Source organism: Streptomyces sp. NPDC079167 (genome assembly GCF_040686735.1).
Classification (GTDB): Bacteria; Actinomycetota; Actinomycetes; order Streptomycetales; family Streptomycetaceae; genus Streptomyces.
Window position 1 is genome coordinate 75,379 of the sequence record NZ_JBFBLO010000015.1, and the last position, 17,743, is coordinate 93,121.

Below are 17,743 nucleotides of genomic sequence, written 5' to 3' on the forward strand. Positions count from 1 at the left end.
GGGCCGGAGGCGCGGAGCGCGGGGAGGCGCGGCGCACGCCCTGTATAGCAATACGGTCGCTCGTATAGACTTCCAGGACGTTCGTCCGTATGCCCTCAGCCCGACCCAGGAGAAGTCATCATGGCCATAGACCTCACAGGCCGCCATTTCCTCAAGGAGCTGGACTTCACGGCCGAGGAGTTCCGCGGCCTGATCGCCCTGTCCGCCGAGCTCAAGGCCGCCAAGAAGGCGGGCGGCGAGGTGCAGCGGCTGCGGGGCAGGAACATCGCGCTGATCTTCGAGAAGACCTCGACGCGCACCCGCTGCGCCTTCGAGGTGGCAGCCGCCGACCAGGGCGCGTCCACGACGTACCTCGACCCCTCCGGCTCCCAGATGGGGCACAAGGAGTCGGTCAAGGACACGGCCCGGGTGCTCGGCCGGATGTTCGACGGCATCGAATACCGGGGTGACAGCCAGCAGGCCGTCGAGGAACTGGCGGCGTACGGCGGCGTACCCGTCTTCAACGGACTCACCGACGACTGGCACCCCACCCAGATGCTCGCCGACGTCCTCACGATGACCGAGCACAGCGCGAAGCCCCTGGAGGAGATCACCTTCGCCTACCTGGGCGACGCCCGCTTCAACATGGGCAACTCCTACCTGATCACCGGGGCCCTGCTCGGTATGGACGTGCGGATCGTCGCCCCCGCGGCCTACTGGCCGGTGCCGGAGATCGTGGACCGGGCCCACGAGCTCGCGGAGTCCAGCGGCGCGCGCATCACCCTCACCGAGGACGTCACCGAGGGCGTCCTGGGCGCCGACTACGTCGTCACCGACGTCTGGGTCTCCATGGGTGAACCCAAGGAGGTCTGGGACGAGCGCATCGCGGCGCTCTCGCCGTACGCGGTGACCATGGACGTCCTGCGCGCCACGGGCAACGACGACGTGAAGTTCATGCACTGCCTCCCCGCCTACCACGACCTCGGCACGAAGGTCGCCAGGGAGATCCACGAGCGGCACGGCCTCTCCGAGCTGGAGGTCACCGACGAGGTCTTCGAGTCCTCCCACTCGGTCGTCTTCGACGAGGCGGAGAACCGGATGCACACGATCAAGGCGGTCCTCGTCGCGACGCTGGCAGGCGGCACGCTCACCGCATGAACATGCACCCGATTGGGTGAACATGCGCACAAGTGGCTACGATAGTGCCACTTGGTGGGGGTTCGGGCTCGCGTGCCCGAGCCCCTTTTCACGTGCCCCGGTGCGCGTGCCCAGGCGCGAGCCTCCCCACAGGCTCATTTCCCGGCACCACCAGAGAAGAGACCCCGTCCCCCCATGAGTCCCGCCTCCTCCACCCCGCAGAGCCCCCCGCGCAGGACAGGGGCACGCGTCAAGAGTCCCGAACTGCTGCTCGCCGAGTCCGGAGCCGACCTGGAAGGGCACGGCCTGCGGCGCACCATGGGGCTCTTCCAGCTCGTCTGCTTCGGTGTCGGGGCGATCGTCGGCACCGGCATCTTCGTCGGGCTGTCCGACAGCGTCGCCGAGGCGGGCCCCGCCGTGCTGATCTCGTTCGTCCTCGCCGCCGTGACCTGCATCTTCACCGCCTTCTCGTTCGCCGAGCTCGGCGGCGCCATCCCGGTCTCCGGCAGCTCCTACTCCTTCGCCTACGCCACGCTCGGGGAGCGGGTCGCGTTCCTCGTGGGCTGGTGCCTGCTGCTGGAGTACGGCGTCTCGGTCTCCGCCGTGGCGGTCGGGTGGAGCCAGTACGTCAACGAGCTGCTGGACAGCCTCATCGGCTGGAACCTCCCCGAGGCGCTCTCCTCCGGACCCGGCGACGGCGGTGTGATCAACCTGCCGGCGGTCGTCGTGGTCATGATGGCGGCCACCCTGCTGGTGCGCGGCATCAGGGAGAGCGCGGGCGCCACGGCGGCGATGGCGGTGCTGAAGATCGGTATTCTCATCGCGTTCTGCGTGATCGCCTTCACCGCGTTCCAGGACGGACACCTCTCGCCGTTCGCCTCGCACGGCATGGCCGGCATCACCGCCGGCGCGTCGGTGGCGTTCTTCTCGTACATCGGCTTCGACGCGATCACGACCGCCGGTGAAGAGGTCAGGAACCCCCGCCGGAACATCCCGATCGCGATCATGATCTGCATCGGCGTCGTCACGCTGCTCTACTGCGCGGTCGCCCTCGGCGCCATCGGCGCACTGGGCGCGGACGCCGTGGGGGACAAGCCGGCCGCGCTCTCCCTGGTCGTGGACAAGGTCACCGAATCGAGCGTCGGCGGCGGGATCATCGCCTTCGGCGCGGTCGTCGCCATCGCGTCGGTCGTCCTCGCGGTGATGTACGGCCAGACCCGCATCCTGATGTCGATGTCCCGCGACGGGCTGATCCCCCGGGTCTTCGAACGGGTGTCGCCGAAGACTCGTACGCCGGTCGCCAACACCTGGATCGTGGCCGTCGTCTTCGCGGTCCCCGCCGCGTTCTCGTCCCTCGACGTCGTCGTGAACCTGACGACCATCGGCACGCTCGCCACCATGGCGGTGGTCAATGTCGCCGTCATCGCGCTGCGCCGCCGCAACCCGGAGCTGAAGCGCTCCTTCCGGGTGCCGCTCTACCCCGTCAGCCCGATCCTGGGCGTCGGCTTCTGCGTGTACCTGATGTACGGGACGGGCTGGACGACCTGGGTGCAGTTCCTGGTGTTCCTCGCCGTGGGATCCCTGGTGTACGCGGGATACGGCCGCAGCCGCTCCCGGCTCGTCAGTTCCGGGGAGCCCCAGGACCGGGCGGAACCGGACCCGGCGGCAGGGTGAACCAGACCGCCTTGCCGTGCTCGGTGGGGCGGTGACCGCAGGCCGAGCTGAGGGCGCGGATCAGGAGCAGTCCCCGGCCGTGCTCCTGCCACGGGTCCGGCACGGAGCCGGGCAGCAGACGGGAGAGGTCGCCGGGCGGCCCCGGGTCGTGGTCGTGGACCTCCACCTGGCAGCCGGACGCCAGGAGCTCGACCACCAGCTCGATGGGCCCCGAGCCGTCGGTGTGCTCGACGGCGTTGGCGACCAGTTCCGCGGTCAGCAGCTCGGCGGTGTCGCTGTCCGCGGGCGCCTCGAGGTCCGCCAAGGCCGTACGGATGAGGGCGCGGGCGATGGGCACGGCGGCCGTCGAGTGCGGCAGGGCGATTCGCCAGGACGAGGGCGGGGGCGCTGGGACGTCGGGCGGCAAGGCGGGAGTTTCCGTTCGGGAGCGGGACATCCGGCGGGGGAGCTTCGTTCCGGGGCGGCAGCGTCCGGGAGGCGTCCTCCGGCACCGGAGGGTACGGGGGTCCGTACGAGGACTTCCTGCGCTCAACCATACGAAGCGCGACGCCGCAGACATAGAGCCGGTCGACCATGACAAAGGGGACGTTCGCCACAGGGTGCTCTATCGCGTACTCATGACGGAAGTCACAGATTGGTGATAGCTTCGAAGCGCATCAGCATCGGCCCGACGGCTGGAGGGAAACCTTCCATGAGCCCGTTCACCGGCTCCGCCCCGCGCACGGAGCGCTGGAAGCACCTGCGCCTCACCACGGACGACGGCGTGGCGACCGTGACGCTCGCCCGTCCCGAGAAGCTCAACGCGCTCACCTTCGGCGCCTACGCCGACCTGCGCGACCTTCTCGCCGAGCTCTCCCGCGAACGCTCCGTGCGGGCCCTCGTGCTCGCGGGGGAGGGGCGCGGGTTCTGCTCGGGCGGTGACGTCGACGAGATCATCGGCGCCACGCTCGCCATGGACACCGCGCAGCTCCTGGACTTCAACCGGATGACCGGACAGGTCGTACGCGCCCTTCGCGAGTGCCCCTTTCCCGTCATCGCCGCCGTCCACGGGGTGGCCGCCGGAGCCGGTGCGGTCCTCGCCCTGGCGGCCGACTTCCGGGTGGCCGCCCCGTCCGCACGCTTCGCCTTCCTCTTCACGGCCGTCGGCCTGTCCGGCGGCGACATGGGTGCCGCCTACCTCCTGCCCCGGGTCGTCGGTCTGGGCCACGCCACCCGCATCCTCATGCTCGGCGAACCGGTCCGTGCCCCCGAGGCCGAGCGCATCGGGCTGATCAGCGAGCTGACCGGCGAAGGGGAGGCCGACGCCCGCGCCGCCGCCCTGGCCAGGCGGCTCGCCGACGGGCCGGCACTCGCCCTCGCCCAGACGAAGGCGCTGCTCACCGCCGAGCTCGACATGCCGCTCGCCGCCGCCGTGGAGATGGACGCCGCTACCCAGGCCCTCCTGATGAACGGCGAGGACTACGCCGAGTTCCACGCGGCCTTCACCGAGAAGCGTCCGCCGAAATGGCGGGGCAGGTAGCGCGATGCCCCCCTCCGCCACGGGGCGCATCGCGGTCATCGGCGGCGGGCCCGGCGGGCTCTACGCCGCCGCCCTCCTGAAGCGGCTGGACCCCGGCCGCGACATCACCGTGTGGGAGCGCAACGCCCCCGACGACACCTTCGGCTTCGGCGTGGTCCTCTCGGACGAGACGCTCGGCGGCATCGAGCACGCCGACCCCGTCGTGTACCGGGCGCTCACCGACGCCTTCGTCCGCTGGGACCGCATCGACGTCGTGCACCGGGGCACCACCCAGACCTCGGGCGGTCACGGCTTCGCCGCACTGGGCCGCCGCACGCTCCTTCGGATCCTGCAGGAGCGCTGTGCATCCCTCGGCGTACGGCTCCGCTTCCGGACCGAGGCGCCGCCCGCCGCCGAACTCGCCGCCCGTCACGACCTGGTCATCGCCGCCGACGGGGTGCACAGCGCCACCCGCGAGGCCCACGCCCGTCACTTCCGCCCCACCGTCACCGGCCACCGCAACCGCTACATCTGGCTCGCCGCCGACTTCGCCTTCGACGCCTTCCGCTTCGAGATCGCCGAGACCGAGTACGGCGTGATGCAGCTGCACGCCTACCCCTTCTCGGCCGGCGCCTCCACCGTCATCGTAGAGATGCGCGAAGAGGTCTGGCGGGCCGCCGGCCTCGACACCTGCGACACCGCCCGGTCGGCCGAGCACTGCGCCAAGGCCTTCGCCGAGGCCCTCGGAGGCCGGCCGCTGCGCTCCAACAAGTCCTCCTGGCTCACCTTCGCCACCGTCACCAACGCCCACTGGTCGTACGGCAACACGGTCCTGCTCGGCGACGCCGCCCACACCGCCCACTTCTCCATCGGCTCCGGCACCAAGCTCGCCGTCGAGGACGCCCTCGCCCTGGCCGCCTGCGTCGGGGAACAGCCGGACCTGCCCACCGCCCTGGCCGCGTACGAGGCCGAGCGCCGCCCCGTCGTCCTGTCCACCCAGCGCGCCGCCGCGGCCAGCCTCCGCTGGTTCGAGGAACTCCCGCAGTACGTGGACCAGCCGCCCCTGCGGTTCGCCTTCAACCTCCTCACCCGCAGCCGCCGCGTCACCCACGACAACCTGCGGCTGCGCGACCCCGCCTTCACGGAAGCGGTCGAGGACGAGTTCGGCTGCCCGCCCGGCACCCCGCCGATGTTCACCCCGCTGCGGCTGCGCGGACTCGAACTCCGCAACCGTGTCGTCGTCTCACCCATGGACATGTACTCCGCCGTCGACGGGATGCCCGGCGACTTCCACCTCGTCCACCTCGGCGCCCGTGCGCTCGGCGGCGCCGGCCTCGTCATGACCGAGATGGTCTGCGTGAGCCCCGAGGGCCGTATCACGCCCGGCTGCACCGGTCTCTGGACCGATGAGCAGGCCGGGGCGTGGACGAGGATCACGCGGTTCGTGCACGACTCCGCCCCCGGCGCCGCGATCGGGGTCCAGCTGGGCCACTCCGGCCGCAAGGGTTCCACCCGGCTGATGTGGGAGGGTATCGACCAGCCGCTGGACGAAGGCAACTGGCCGGTCAGCGCCGCCTCCCCCCTCCCGTACGCGCACGGCGTCAGCCAGGTCCCGCGGGAGCTCGACCGGGCCGGGATGGACGCGGTCAGGGACCGGTTCACCGAGGCCGCCCGGCGGGCCGCCCGCTGCGGCTTCGACCTCCTCGAACTGCACTGCGCCCACGGCTACCTGCTCTCCGGCTTCCTCTCCCCGCTCACCAACCTGCGCACCGACGCCTACGGCGGGACCCTGGAGAACCGGCTCCGCTTCCCCCTGGAGGTCTTCGACGCGGTGCGCGCCGCATGGCCCGACGACCGGCCCATGAGCGTACGGATCTCCGCCACGGACTGGGCACAGGGCGGCACGAGCGACGAGGACGCCGTGGCGGCCGCCCGTGCCTTCGCCGCCCACGGCGCGGACGCCATCGACGTCTCGACCGGCCAGGTCGTCCCCGAGGAACGCCCCGAGTACGGCCGCTCCTACCAGACCCCGTACGCCGACCGGATCCGCAACGCCCTGGACGTGCCCGTCATCGCGGTCGGCGCCATCTCCTCCTGGGACGACGTCAACTCGCTGCTGCTCGCGGGCCGGGCCGACCTCTGCGCCCTGGCCCGCCCCCACCTGTACGACCCGCACTGGACGCTGCACGCGGCGGCCGAGCAGGGCTACACGGGCCCGGGCGCCTCCTGGCCGCTCCCGTACCGCGCGGGCAGCCGCACCCCGCCGGCCGGCCGCACCGACGCTCCGAAGCCCCGGCTCACACTTGACTGAGCGCCAGGCACTCGTGGCAGCGGCACGGGTCGGGATGCGGCACGGCCCAGTGCGTGGTGCGGTACTCGACGGACAGTCGGCCGAGCAGGGAGGCGACCTCCTCGGCGTCCTGACGGGCCGTCCACCAGCCGCCCACGCCGGCCTCCTCGCACAGCCGCAGCACGGCCGGGCTGTGGACCTGCACGGCCCGGAAGGTGTGCAGATTGCGGGTCGACATGTCGATCGTGATGTACGTGCCGGTATGGCGGCCGCGCCCGATCGTGGTCAGCTGCTCGTGGCCCGAGCCCGCGTAGGTCTCGGTCACGTACACCTTGGAGCCACCCCGGTAGGACTTGGTCCCGGGCCGCAACTCCTGGCCGCCCTCGCCGTACCGCCTCCACCGCACGACGTTCGCGGCGACCAGCCACGCCTGCCCGGCCGGTATCTCCCCGGCCCCGGCCCCGGCCGTCATTCCGGCTCCGCGGTGATCAGCAGCCGGTCGCCGACGGCCTCGTAACCGATGCGCCGGTACACGCCGTTGCTCGTCGGATTCGCGAGGTCGGTGAAGAGCAGCACCTCACCGGCGCCCCCCTCCCGTGCCGCGCGGCTGACCTCCGCGGTCACCGCCGCCGCGTAGCCCCGGCCCCGGTGCTCCGGTGGTGTGTAGACGGGCGCCACCCGCACCATGCCCGCGATCCTGCGCGAGAGGCCCGCCATCGACACCGGCTCCCCGCCCACCTCCCAGAGAGTGAGCAGGCCGTGCGCCGTGCGCGCGTCCACACTCCGCCCGGCCCGGTCGCCCGGCTGGCCGGTCTCCTCGGCGGCGGCGCGGAACCAGCCCACCAGCAGCGCCCGGTCGGCGGCCGTGGCGGTTCTGGGCCGGCCGGCGGGTGCGGGGGAGGGCGGTACCAAGGTGCCCAGCCGGTACAGCCGGTGCTCCTCGTCGACGCGGTGGCGCGGCCACCGGGCGGCCAGGATCCGGGCGGTGTCGCGGTCGGCGTTGACCCCGGGCAGCGGCAGCGCGTCGGCCAGAGCGGCGACCCCCTCGGGGGACATCACGCCCAGGAGCGGCAGGTACGGCGGTGTACGTACCAGTGCCCCGGCCACCTCCCCGTCCGCCCCGCGCCACCACCCCAGTACGGGCGGCTCGGTGCCGAACGCGAACGGGCCGTCCTCCCGCAGGGTGGCGGTGACGGTCAGCAGCAGCGTGTTCTCCGCGGGCCGGGCGGCCAGGCACGCTCCGGCCGCGTCGAGGAAGGCGCCGACGTCATCGGTGAAGGTCCAGGTCATGCTTCATCCTGACGTTCACACGCCCCCGGGTCACCCAGATTTCGGCACTCGACTCAGGGACTTTCCGCGACGAACCGGGCACCGGCGTCCCGCAGTTGCGCGTGCAGCAGCCCGAACACCTCGGCCGAGCGCCCGCCCGGCCAGTCCTCGGGCAGCAGCTCACCGGGCAGCCCCGGGTCGGCGTACGGCAGTTGCCGCCAGGAGTCCAGCGCGCGGAGGTAGTCCCGGTAGGCCTCCTCCGGATCCGGTGCCTCCCCGCCGGCCCGTGCCTCCCAGGAGCGCAGCACCGGCTCCTGCGCTTCCAGGAAGTCCAGGTGGAGCCGGGCGATCGCGTCCAGGTCCCACCAGCGCGCCACCGCCTCCCTCGTGGCGGCGAAACCGAGGTGCTCCCCGCGGAACAGATCGACGTACGGGGCGAGTCCGAGGCGCTCCAGGGTGTGCCTGGTCTCCTCGTACAGACCGACGGGTGCGATCCACACCCCCGGTGCAGCCGTGCCGAAGCCGAGCCGGCCGAGGCGGGAGCGCAGCAGGTGGCGCTTGTGGCGCTCGGCCTCCGGTACGGAGAAGACGGCGAGCACCCAGCCGTCGCCGGGCAGGGGAGCAGGCCGCCGGTAGATCCGCCGGTCACCGTCGTCCAGCAGCTGGCGGGCGTCGGACGACAGGGCGTATCCAGCCGCGCCGTCCGCCGTGCGGGCGGGGGCGAGCAGCCCCCGGCGCTTGAGGCGGGACACGGAGGAACGCACCGACGGTGCGTCGACCCCGACCGCGTGCAGCAGCCGGATCAGCTCGGACACCGCCAGCGGCGGGTTGCCGGGGAGACGGCCGTACGCGCCGTAGAGGCTGACGATCAGGGAACGGGGAGTGTGCTCGGCCACGTGATCACTCTAGAGCGGTGCCGCGCAGCAGGAAGCGCTGGAGCTTGCCCGTCGCGGTCCTCGGGAGCGCGGGCAGGAACTCGATGGCACGCGGGCACTTGTGCGGTGCCAGCTCGGCCTTCATGTGGGCCCGCAGACCGTCTGCCGACAGCAGCGCGCCCTCGCGCGGCACGACGTAGGCGGCCACGATCTGCCCGCGCAGATCGTCGTCCCGGCCCACCACCGCGGCCTCGGCCACGTCGGGGTGGCGCAGAAGGGCCTCCTCGACCTCGGGACCGGCGATGTTGTAACCGGCGGAGATGATCATGTCGTCGGCACGGGCTACGTAGCGGAAGTAGCCGTCGGGCTCACGGACGTAGGTGTCGCCGGTGATGTTCCAGCCGTGGCGTACGTACACCCGCTGACGTTCGTCGGCGAGGTACCGGCAGCCGACCGGACCGCGCACGGCCAGCAGGCCCGGTTCACCGTCGGGCAGCTCCTCGCCGTCGTCGTCCACCACCCGCGCCTGCCAGCCGGGCACGGGGACACCGGTGGTGCCGGGCCGGACGGCACCGTCGGCGGCGGAGATGAAGATGTGCAGCAGCTCGGTGGCCCCGATGCCGTTGATGATGCGCAGCCCCGTCCGCTCGTACCAGGACTCCCAGGTCGCGGCGGGTAGGTTCTCCCCCGCCGACACGCAACGGCGCAGCGCGGACAGGTCATGCCCGTCGAGCGCGTCGAGCATCACGCGGTACGCGGTCGGCGCGGTGAACAGGACGGAGACGCGGTGCTCGGCGAGCGCGGGCAGGAGTTGCTTGGGACCGGCCTGCTCCAGCAGCAGGGCACAGGCGCCGGCCCGCAGCGGGAAGATGACCAGCCCGCCGAGCCCGAAGGTGAAGCCGAGCGGCGGGCTGCCCGTGAACACGTCGTCCGGACCGGGCCGCAGGACGTGGCGGGCGAAGGTGTCGGCGACGGCCAGCACATCGCGATGGGCGTGCATGCAGCCCTTGGGCCGCCCGGTGGTGCCCGAGGTGAAGGCGATCAGCGCGATGTCGTCGGCGGCGGTGTCCACCACCGGGAAGGGCCCCGGCCGGGCCGCCGCGAGCGCCGTCAGGTCGTCGGGGGAGCCGCCCCCGTACGTCGTGACGCGCAGGCCGGGCACCTCCGCCGCGGCCAGGTCGTCGACGGACCTGATGTCGCACAGCGCGTGTCCGACACGGGCGAGGGAGCAGATGGTGGCGAGCTCCGACGCCCGCTGCTGCGCCAGCACCGTCACCGCGACCGCACCGGCCTTCATCACGGCGAGCCAGCACGCCGCGAGCCAGGGCGTGGTGGGGCCGCGCAGCAGCACCCGGTTGCCCGGAACGACACCGAGATCGTGCGTCAGCACCCGGGCGATGCGGTCCACCCGGTCCCGCAGCTCCCCGTAACTCCAGACGCCGCCGTCGGCGCTCCGGAAGGCCGGGCGGTCGGGGCCGAAGCGGTCGAGGGTGCGGTCGAGCAGCTCGTATCCGCAGTTCAGCCGGGCCGGATAGGCCAGTTCGGGGAGGTCGAAGACCAGCTCGGGCCAGTCCTCGGCGGGTGGGAGGTGATCGCGCGCGAAGGTGTCGGTGTGCGCGCTGGCGGTACCTGACGGCTTCATGAAGCATCGCTCCCTGATCCGGCCTCACCCGAACGAAAGCCCCTGGAGCCCTTCGTTCGCACCGGGCCGGCTTCCCGGTCCGGCCCGATCCGAACGGAAGACTCTGGTAGCCCTTGGAGCGTATCGTTTGAGTGACGGTAGTCAACGGTCCGCGATAAGTCGTGACAAGAGAGGCGCCGGTATGACGGCATTCTCCCTCGATCCCGGTCAAACCGCCTGGTGCGACGAGCTGTACGCGCTTGCCCGCGACGAGCTGCGCCCCCTCGCGGAGAAGGGCGAGCCCGGCCATGTCAACCGCCCGCTCGTCGCCGCCCTCGGAGGACTGGGGCTCCTGGACCGGCTCCTCGGTTCGGGAGCGCTCGACCTCTGCCTGCTGCGCGAATCGCTGGCCCGCGGCTGCACGGAGGCCGAGACCGCGCTCGCGCTCCAGGGACTCGGAGCCGGCCCGGTCCGCCTCGCGGGGACCGAGGACCAGCGCGCGCGGTGGCTCCCCGAGGTGCGCGCGGGACGCGCCGTCGCCGCCTTCGCGCTCAGTGAGCCGGGCGCCGGATCCGACGCGGCGGCGCTCGCCCTCGCCGCACAGCCGGGCCCCGGCGGCGGCTGGCGGCTCACCGGCGAGAAGTGCTGGATCTCCAACGCCCCCGAGGCCGACTTCTACACCGTCTTCGCCCGGACGGGCGAGGGCGCCGGAGCCCGTGGTGTCACCGCGTTCCTCGTCCCCGCCGACCGCCCCGGGCTCACCGGGGCGCCCCTGGAGATGCTCTCGCCGCACCCCATCGGAGCGCTGGACTTCGACGGCGTACCGGTGACCGCCGACGACGTGCTCGGTGAGCCGGGCCGGGGTTTCCGGGTCGCCATGGACACCTTGAACCTCTTCCGGCCCAGCGTCGGCGCGTTCGCCGTCGGGATGGCACGCGCCGCGCTCGACGCCACCCTGGAGCACACGGCCCACCGCACCGCCTTCGGGGCACCGCTCAAGGACCTGCAGGCCGTCTCGCACCAGGTCGCCGAGATGGCCACCCGCACCGAGGCCGCCCGGCTCCTGGTTTACGCGGCGGCGGCCGCCCACGACGCGGGCGAGCCGGGTGTCCCCCGGCGCGCCGCCATGGCCAAGCTGTACGCCACCGAGACCGCGCAGTACGTCGTCGACGCGGCCGTCCAGCTGCACGGCGCCCGCGCCCTGCGCCGGGGTCATCTCCTCGAACACCTCTACCGGGAGGTCCGCGCGCCCCGGATCTACGAGGGGGCCACCGAGGTGCAGCGCACCATCATCGCCAAGGAGCTGTACGCGACCCAGGAGACGACCGCATGAATCCGATCACCCGGATCAACCCCGCCGAACTGGCCCCGCCCACCGGCTTCTCGCACGCCGTCACGGCCACCGGCGGCCGACTGGTCTTCCTGGCCGGCCAGACCGCGCTGGACGGCGACGGAAAGATCGTCGGTGCCACCCTGCCCGAGCAGTTCGAGACGGCCCTGGGCAATCTGCTCACCGCCCTGCGCGCAGCGGGTGGCGCCCCGACCGCCCTGGCGAGGGTCACCGTCTACGCCACCGATGTCGCCGCCTACCGCACCCACGCCCCGGAACTGGGCGAGATCTGGCGGCGGCTGGCGGGCCGTGAGTACCCGGCCATGGCCGTCATCGGCACCGCCCGGCTCTGGGACGAGCAGGCCATGGTCGAGCTCGACGGCATCGCGGTGCTGGACTGAGGCAGAACGCGTGCAGGGGGCGGTGCGACCGTCCGCACCGCCCCCTGCCGCCGCGAGACGCGGATCAGTACGGCTTGACCAGCACGTGGGCGGCGCCCGGCATCCCGACCTTCAGGAGCTTGTCCTCCTCCGGGGTCGTCGCACTGCCCGTCTCCTCCTTCAGGAGCGCGCGCGAGAGGTTCTGCACGAACATGGCGCGGGAACGGCGGCGGTCCTCCCAGGCGGCGAGGGCCGCCGCGACGTCGTCCTCCGCGTCCAGGGACCGGGCCAGGACCAGGGCGTCCTCCACCGCCATCGCCGCGCCCTGCGCCAGGTTCGGCGTGCTCGCGTGCGCGGCGTCACCGGCGATGACGACCCGGCCGACGTGCCAGGGCGCGTCCACCGTGACCTGCGAGATGCGCGAGTACACGACTCCGTCCGCGGCCGTGACCGAGGCCAGCGCCTCGGCGACGGGCCCGCCGAACGCGGCGAGACGCTCGTTCAGCTGCTCGTGCGCCCGCGCGGGGTCGGGACGGAAGTCCGGCTCCTCGGCGGTCACGGCGGCCAGATACATCAGCTCTTCCGTGATCGGCGTGAGCAGTGCCTTGGTCGACGACCGGCCCGTGCTCACCACGACACCCTGGACCTCGGGGAGACGGTCGACGGTGACCCGCCAGTTGGCGAAACCGGTGTACTCGGGGGTGAAGCGGTCGCCGTACAGCCGGGTCCGCAGCGGCGAGCCGATCCCGTCGAAGCCGACGACGAGGTCCCAGCGGGCGGAGGAACCGTCGGACAGGGTCACCTCGACGCCGGCACCGTCGTCGGTCAGCTCGCTGATCGTCGTACCGAAACGGACCGGGACCCCGGCGGCCGCGGTGGCGGCGCCCAGCACCTCGGCCAGGGCGGGGCGCGGGATGCCGTTGCCGGCGGGGACGCCGTCCATGCGGGGCTGCGGGATCTTGGCGAGCGTGGCGCCGGCCGGGTCGCAGATGGTCAGCACCTCCCACTCGAAGCCGGCCGCCAGGCATGCGTCGAGCACGCCGATCTCACGCATGACGTGCAGGGCGTTCGACGGCTGGATGATGCCGACGCCGAGTGCGTCCAGCTCGTCGCGGAGTTCGACGACCTCGACCGTGTGCCCGCTCCGGGCGAGTGCGACGGCAAGGGTGAGTCCGCCGATGCCGCCGCCATGTACCAGTACGCGCAGGGGTGTTGCCATCTGAGTTCTCCAGGCGGGAAAGGGAGGGAAAAGGGGGGAGGGGCGGTCAGCCGACGGCCACGGGCAGGCTCATCAGGTGGTCGACCAGAGCGAGCAGCACGTCCCGGCCGAAGGTCCGCTCCCGGACGTCACCGATCATGAGCGGGACGTGCGGGTCCAGGTCCAGGGCGGCCCGGATCTCCTCCGTGGTGCGGGTGTTGTGGCCGTGGAAGCAGTTGATCGCCACCACGAAGGGGATGTCCCGGCTCTCGAAGAAGTCGATCGAGGCGAAACTCGTCTCGATCCGGCGGGTGTCGGCGATGACGACTCCGCCGAGCGCGCCGCTGACCAGGTCGTTCCACATGAACCAGAAGCGTTCCTGGCCGGGTGTGCCGAAGAGGTAGACCACCAGCTCCGGGCTGACCGTGATCCGGCCGAAGTCCAGTGCCACCGTGGTGGTGTCCTTCTGGCTGACGCCGGCGAGGCTGTCCACGCCGACGCTCGCCTGGGTGAGGTATTCCTCGGTGCGCAGCGGCGTCACCTCGCTGACGGCGCCCACTAGCGTGGTCTTGCCGACGCCGAAGCCACCGGCTATGAGGATCTTGACGGCGGAAGGCGCCGTCGGACTGGTTGTCATATCGGTTCAGAGTCTCCGGAGTCCGTCTCGTACTGCGGCGAGCAGGCCCATGTCCGCCCCGCCGGAGGCCCGCGCCACCGACAGGGGAGCGCGGGCCAGCAGCAATCCCTGGGCCACCAGATCGGCCAGCAGGATCTTGGTCACCGAGACCGGCAGATCGAGGCCGGCGGAGACCTCCGCCACCGCTGCCGGCCGGCGGCAGCGGTCCAGGATCATGCGGTGTTCCGGCTGGAGCCGGCCCGCTCGCAGGGGTGCGCCGTGCTCGTCCAGCGCCTCCCCGGCGGTCGTGAGCACGGTGATGAGGCTGAAGTCGTCCCGCTCGGGGGCGGTCCGGCCACGGGTGATCGTGTAGGGGCGCACCATGGTGCTCGCGCCGTCCTCGGTCTCCGGCTCGTCCTTCCTCTCGTACCGGTAGGGGGTCACACCCGCTGCCCGTCCCCGGTGCCGAAGGCGTCGAAGTCACCGCGGGCCGGTGCGGTGAGCTTCTGGCCCACCTGCTGCACCAGGTTGTGCATCGCCAGCGACATCACCTCGGCGTCCACCTCCTGGGAGGCGACCACGGCGAGGTGGGTGCCCTGGCCGGCGGCGATGATGAAGAGCCAGAGGTCGGCCAGCTCGACGATCACCTGGTGGACCGAGCCACCGTCGAACAACTGGCCGACACCGCGGGCGAGACTCTGCTGGCCGGTGCATATCGCGGCGAGCCGTTCCGCGTCGGCGCGCTCGATGGTGCGTGAGTGGCTCACCACCAGCCCGTCGTCGGACAGCAGCACGGCGTTCAGTGTCTCGGCGACCGAGTCCACCAGACCGTCGAGCAGCCAGTCCAGGTCCTGGAGGGTGGCCGTTGTGCGCGTCATGACCGTTCTTCTCTCGTAGGGGAGGGTGCGGCGGGGGCGGGGCCCGGCGGCTCCTCAGCCGCACGTGCCGCGCGCGAGCGCCGCTGGAATGCCCCGATCGCCGCACCGGCCCGCCGGGGGACCGGGCGGAGCAGCGGGTTCTCGTCCCAGCTCGGGGGCTTGGGCGTGGCCGTCCGGGCGGCTGGGTCCACCCGGAGCTCGTCCACCAGGCTGGCCTGGCGGACGCGGCGGGGGAGCGGGGGCTCCCCGCCCGCCGGTGCGGGGGCCGGCTCCTCCGCCGGGCCCGCGGGAAGGGCCGGGGGCCCGGGACGGTCCGGCGCACCGTAGGAGTGCGGCCCGGAGGTGCCGTCCCCCGCCGGGTAGGGCTGCGCGTAGGACGGTTCGGGCGCCGTGTACGGGTCGTCCGCGGGCTCCGCGTACGGGTGGCCGGGGACGGGATACTGGCCCGCGGCCGTCATGTACGGCTGTTCCTGGACCCCGTAGGGCTGTTCGGCGCCGGAGTACGGACCGTCCGCCTCGGCGTACGGCTGCCCGGGCACGGAGTACGTGCCTTCGGTGTACGCGCCGTCGGTGTACGTGCCTTCGGTGTACGCGCCGTCGGTGTACGCATGTCCGGGTGCGGGGTACGACCCGGCCGCGTACTGCTGGTCCGCCTCGATATACGGCGTGTGGCCCGGCCCGTCCGGCGGGAAGGGCTGTCCGGGCACCGGGAACGGCTCCTCGGCCCCGGCGTACGGGTCCTCGGCCCCGGCGTACGGCTCCTCGGCCCCGGCGTACGGCTGCTCGGGAGCCGGCTGCTCCTCTTCGGCGGGCCGCGATCTGGCGGTGTGGTCGGCCAGGGCCGTGACCCCGGCCATCGCCCGGCCCTGCACCCGGGTCGGCAGCGCGCCGGGAGCCGCGGGCGCGGCGGCCGGGGGCTGCTCCGCCGCCGGCACGGCGGCGGCCATGGGTACGCCGACGGGCCCGGAGCCGGGCTCCGGCACGGTCAGCTCGTCCGGGACGAGGACGACCACGCGGGTCCCGCCGAAGGCTGAGGGCCGGAACTCGACCCTCAGCCCGTGCTGGTCCGCGAGGCGCGAGATCACGTAGAGGCCGAGCCGGATGTCCTCCGCGTGGGCCAGCACGTCCATCCGGGGCGGACGGCTCATCAGCTCGTTCGCGTCGGACAGTTGTTGCTCGTCCATGCCCAGGCCGCGGTCCTCGACCTCGATGGCCAGGCCCCGGCTCACCTTCGCCGCGCGGACCTCGACCGGGCTGGGCGGCCGGGAGAAGGTCAACGCGTTCTCGATCAGCTCCGCCAGGACGTGGGAGACCGGACCCACGGCCCGTTCGGCCAGCCACGGGGCACCGTCGAGGTCCAGCACCACCCTGCGGTAGTCCTGCACCTCGCCCTGGGCCGAACGCATGACGTCCAGCAGCGGGACCGGCTTGCGCCAGCGGCGGTGCGGCGAGCCGCCCGCGAGGATCACCAGGTTCTCCTCGTATCGGCGCAGACGCGCCGTCAGGTGGTCGAGGTCGAAGAGACCGTCGAGCACCTCGGGGTCCTCGTGCTTGCGCTCCAGCTCGTCCAGCTTCTTGAGCTGCTGGCCGATCAGCTGCTGCGTGCGGCGCGCGATGCGCTGCAGCAGCCGCTCGAAGCCGCGGTGCTGGTCCGCCTGCCGGACGGCCGCCTGGAGTGCGCTGGTGCGGGCCTGGTTGAGCGCGCCGCCGAGCCGGGTGAGTTCGTCACCGGCCCCGTCCGGGGCCTCGATCGCGCGGGCCTCGGCCTCGACATCGATCTTCTCCCCCTGGGCCAGCCGGTCGACGACGTCCGGCAGCGCCTTCTCCAGCTCCTCGGCCCGTTCCTGGAGTCCGGAGATGCGCCGGCGCAGGTTACGGGTGAGACGCCAGGTGGTCCAGACGACCGCGACGACCGCGAGCAGGCCGATCACCGAGGTGAGGACCATCTTCAGCAGCAGGGACATGACCGTGTCCTTGCCGGTCACCACCACGGCGGCGGTGCGCTTCTCCAGCATGCTGACGAGCTGGGGGGTGACGCCGTCCATGGCCTTGCGCCAGGTCTGCTCCTCGGCCTCCAGCTCGACGAAGCCGGACCGGTCGGCCTCCGCGGGGCGCAGGACCTGCTCCTCGACCTTCGTCTTGGCCTTCCACGCGGAGCTCTCGGTCAGCTCCTTCCAACGGGCCTGCTCGTCCTCGGGGAGATACGGGACCACCTTGGTGCCGGCCTGGAAGGACTGGCCGGAGACCGCGTTCCGGAGCTCCTGGAGGTCCTCCGTGCCGAGCTTGCCCGTGGGCCAGCCGCGGGTGAGGATCGCGTCCGAGCGGGAGATCATCTCCTTGGCCCAGAAGAGGTCCACGAGAGGCTGGCCCAGGGTGGTCACCTCGCCGTTGTCCACATGGCTGAGGGCCGAGAACAGTTCCAGGTCCACGGCGATCAGGTCGGTGTAGTAGCCGTAGACGACCGCCTGCTGGTCACTGTCGCCCTCGTCGACGAGGGTGCGCTGGGCGGGCAGTTGGCTGATGGCCTCCCGCGCCCTGCCGACGGCGTCCAGCACCTCGTCGGGTGCGTCGTCCGCGCTCACGTCCGAGAGGGACTCGAAGGTCCTGATCGCCTTGTCGGTGAGCGTGCGCTGCTGCTTCAGCGCCGTTCCGGAGTCACCGGGCCGGGCCAGCACCTCCGCGCTGAGCCGGCGTTCCTCCTGCAGGTTGTAGTACACGATGTTGGACGGTTGGCCTGCTTTCTCGGCCAAGAGTCCCTGGGCTGCCTGGCGCTGGAAGTCCAGGAAGGTCTGACCACTGGTGACGGCCCACAGGGCCGCCAGTGCGACTCCGGGGACGATCGCCAGTACGAGAAGGGCCGTCCGCAACGACATGGGTGCCGAGTCGGTCCGCCGTGACGCGCGCGTGCGCAGGGGATGCTCCTTGACGATGGTGCCAGCCGGTGACTGGTCAAATACGTTGAGAACTTGGACACATGGATATTAGCCACAGTGCAAAA

General features: G+C 72.2%; 16 protein-coding genes. 6 read left to right on the plus strand and 10 right to left on the minus strand.

What is annotated here, in order from left to right; translation table 11 throughout:
• Positions 1–120 precede the first annotated feature (120 nt).
• Complete coding sequence (argF, locus tag AB0P41_RS27805) at positions 121–1,137, plus strand: ornithine carbamoyltransferase (protein ID WP_356710497.1); 1,017 nt, start codon at positions 121–123, stop codon at positions 1,135–1,137.
• Positions 1,138–1,311: 174 nt separating this feature from the next.
• Positions 1,312–2,790, plus strand: coding sequence for an amino acid permease (locus tag AB0P41_RS27810; protein ID WP_365934757.1), 1,479 nt, complete (start codon positions 1,312–1,314; stop codon positions 2,788–2,790).
• On the opposite strand, the gene AB0P41_RS27815 is transcribed toward AB0P41_RS27810, so the two are convergent.
• Positions 2,738–3,196, minus strand: coding sequence for an ATP-binding protein (locus AB0P41_RS27815; RefSeq protein ID WP_356710501.1), 459 nt, complete (start codon positions 3,194–3,196; stop codon positions 2,738–2,740). The genes AB0P41_RS27810 and AB0P41_RS27815 overlap by 53 nt on opposite strands.
• Before the next feature lie 285 nt (positions 3,197–3,481).
• Between AB0P41_RS27815 and AB0P41_RS27820 the strand changes: the two genes are divergently transcribed.
• Together AB0P41_RS27820 and AB0P41_RS27825 are read left to right on the plus strand one after the other, a co-directional pair.
• Complete coding sequence (locus tag AB0P41_RS27820; protein WP_104789717.1) at positions 3,482–4,309, plus strand: enoyl-CoA hydratase family protein; 828 nt, start codon at positions 3,482–3,484, stop codon at positions 4,307–4,309.
• A 4-nt stretch (positions 4,310–4,313) separates the two neighbouring features.
• On the plus strand, positions 4,314–6,599 hold the full coding sequence (locus tag AB0P41_RS27825; RefSeq protein WP_365934759.1) for a bifunctional salicylyl-CoA 5-hydroxylase/oxidoreductase: 2,286 nt from the start codon (positions 4,314–4,316) through the stop codon (positions 6,597–6,599).
• Here the strand turns inward: AB0P41_RS27825 and AB0P41_RS27830 are convergent.
• The 4 genes from AB0P41_RS27830 to AB0P41_RS27845 are packed head-to-tail and all read right to left on the minus strand — an operon-like array spanning position 6,586 to position 10,364.
• Positions 6,586–7,050 carry a hypothetical protein gene (locus tag AB0P41_RS27830; RefSeq protein WP_356710505.1) on the minus strand — a complete coding sequence of 155 codons (465 nt, stop codon included), beginning with the start codon at positions 7,048–7,050 and terminating at the stop codon, positions 6,586–6,588. The two genes, AB0P41_RS27825 and AB0P41_RS27830, sit on opposite strands and share 14 nt — an antisense overlap.
• The gene (locus AB0P41_RS27835; protein WP_356710507.1) at positions 7,047–7,868 is read right to left on the minus strand and encodes a GNAT family N-acetyltransferase; all 822 of its coding nucleotides are present in this window, start codon (positions 7,866–7,868) and stop codon (positions 7,047–7,049) included. Before AB0P41_RS27835 ends, AB0P41_RS27830 begins: the two co-directional genes overlap by 4 nt.
• 53 nt (positions 7,869–7,921) lie before the next feature.
• Entirely contained in the window at positions 7,922–8,743 is an 822-nt protein-coding gene (locus tag AB0P41_RS27840) for a PaaX family transcriptional regulator C-terminal domain-containing protein (RefSeq protein WP_365934761.1), read from the minus strand.
• 4 nt (positions 8,744–8,747) lie between these two features.
• A complete protein-coding gene (locus AB0P41_RS27845) occupies positions 8,748–10,364 on the minus strand; it encodes an AMP-binding protein (protein ID WP_365934763.1) in 1,617 nt (538 codons plus the stop codon).
• 181 nt (positions 10,365–10,545) lie between these two features.
• Between AB0P41_RS27845 and AB0P41_RS27850 the strand changes: the two genes are divergently transcribed.
• Positions 10,546–11,676, plus strand: a complete 1,131-nt coding sequence (locus tag AB0P41_RS27850; protein ID WP_365934765.1) for an acyl-CoA dehydrogenase family protein — start codon at positions 10,546–10,548, stop codon at positions 11,674–11,676.
• Complete coding sequence (locus tag AB0P41_RS27855; RefSeq protein WP_356710515.1) at positions 11,673–12,074, plus strand: RidA family protein; 402 nt, start codon at positions 11,673–11,675, stop codon at positions 12,072–12,074. The genes AB0P41_RS27850 and AB0P41_RS27855 overlap by 4 nt, the downstream gene beginning before the upstream one ends.
• 64 nt (positions 12,075–12,138) lie before the next feature.
• Here the strand turns inward: AB0P41_RS27855 and AB0P41_RS27860 are convergent, their stop codons facing one another.
• The 5 genes from AB0P41_RS27860 to AB0P41_RS27880 are packed head-to-tail and all read right to left on the minus strand — an operon-like array spanning position 12,139 to position 17,618.
• Entirely contained in the window at positions 12,139–13,272 is a 1,134-nt protein-coding gene (locus AB0P41_RS27860; RefSeq protein WP_356710517.1) for an FAD-dependent monooxygenase, read from the minus strand.
• A gap of 46 nt (positions 13,273–13,318) precedes the next feature.
• Complete coding sequence (locus AB0P41_RS27865; protein WP_356710519.1) at positions 13,319–13,888, minus strand: ATP/GTP-binding protein; 570 nt, start codon at positions 13,886–13,888, stop codon at positions 13,319–13,321.
• A 6-nt stretch (positions 13,889–13,894) separates the two neighbouring features.
• Positions 13,895–14,251 carry a DUF742 domain-containing protein gene (locus tag AB0P41_RS27870; RefSeq protein ID WP_365934819.1) on the minus strand — a complete coding sequence of 119 codons (357 nt, stop codon included), beginning with the start codon at positions 14,249–14,251 and terminating at the stop codon, positions 13,895–13,897.
• A 56-nt stretch (positions 14,252–14,307) separates the two neighbouring features.
• Positions 14,308–14,745 carry a roadblock/LC7 domain-containing protein gene (locus tag AB0P41_RS27875; RefSeq protein WP_145808438.1) on the minus strand — a complete coding sequence of 146 codons (438 nt, stop codon included), beginning with the start codon at positions 14,743–14,745 and terminating at the stop codon, positions 14,308–14,310.
• Positions 14,742–17,618 carry a nitrate- and nitrite sensing domain-containing protein gene (locus AB0P41_RS27880; RefSeq protein WP_365934767.1) on the minus strand — a complete coding sequence of 959 codons (2,877 nt, stop codon included), beginning with the start codon at positions 17,616–17,618 and terminating at the stop codon, positions 14,742–14,744. Before AB0P41_RS27880 ends, AB0P41_RS27875 begins: the two co-directional genes overlap by 4 nt.
• Positions 17,619–17,743: the final 125 nt, after the last annotated feature.

Excerpts from the sequence above, each read along its gene's own strand:
- AB0P41_RS27825 (WP_365934759.1), top strand. The coding sequence starts at position 4,314 with ATGCCCCCCTCCGCCACGGGGCGCATCGCGGTCATCGGCGGCGGGCCC.
- AB0P41_RS27810 (WP_365934757.1), top strand. The coding sequence starts at position 1,312 with ATGAGTCCCGCCTCCTCCACCCCGCAGAGCCCCCCGCGCAGGACAGGG.
- AB0P41_RS27880 (WP_365934767.1), bottom strand. The coding sequence starts at position 17,618 with ATGTCGTTGCGGACGGCCCTTCTCGTACTGGCGATCGTCCCCGGAGTC.
- AB0P41_RS27845 (WP_365934763.1), bottom strand. The coding sequence starts at position 10,364 with ATGAAGCCGTCAGGTACCGCCAGCGCGCACACCGACACCTTCGCGCGC.
- AB0P41_RS27855 (WP_356710515.1), top strand. The coding sequence starts at position 11,673 with ATGAATCCGATCACCCGGATCAACCCCGCCGAACTGGCCCCGCCCACC.
- AB0P41_RS27860 (WP_356710517.1), bottom strand. The coding sequence starts at position 13,272 with ATGGCAACACCCCTGCGCGTACTGGTACATGGCGGCGGCATCGGCGGA.
- AB0P41_RS27820 (WP_104789717.1), top strand. The coding sequence starts at position 3,482 with ATGAGCCCGTTCACCGGCTCCGCCCCGCGCACGGAGCGCTGGAAGCAC.
- AB0P41_RS27875 (WP_145808438.1), bottom strand. The coding sequence starts at position 14,745 with ATGACGCGCACAACGGCCACCCTCCAGGACCTGGACTGGCTGCTCGAC.
- AB0P41_RS27865 (WP_356710519.1), bottom strand. The coding sequence starts at position 13,888 with ATGACAACCAGTCCGACGGCGCCTTCCGCCGTCAAGATCCTCATAGCC.
- argF (WP_356710497.1), top strand. The coding sequence starts at position 121 with ATGGCCATAGACCTCACAGGCCGCCATTTCCTCAAGGAGCTGGACTTC.
- AB0P41_RS27830 (WP_356710505.1), bottom strand. The coding sequence starts at position 7,050 with ATGACGGCCGGGGCCGGGGCCGGGGAGATACCGGCCGGGCAGGCGTGG.
- AB0P41_RS27850 (WP_365934765.1), top strand. The coding sequence starts at position 10,546 with ATGACGGCATTCTCCCTCGATCCCGGTCAAACCGCCTGGTGCGACGAG.
- AB0P41_RS27870 (WP_365934819.1), bottom strand. The coding sequence starts at position 14,251 with ATGGTGCGCCCCTACACGATCACCCGTGGCCGGACCGCCCCCGAGCGG.
- AB0P41_RS27835 (WP_356710507.1), bottom strand. The coding sequence starts at position 7,868 with ATGACCTGGACCTTCACCGATGACGTCGGCGCCTTCCTCGACGCGGCC.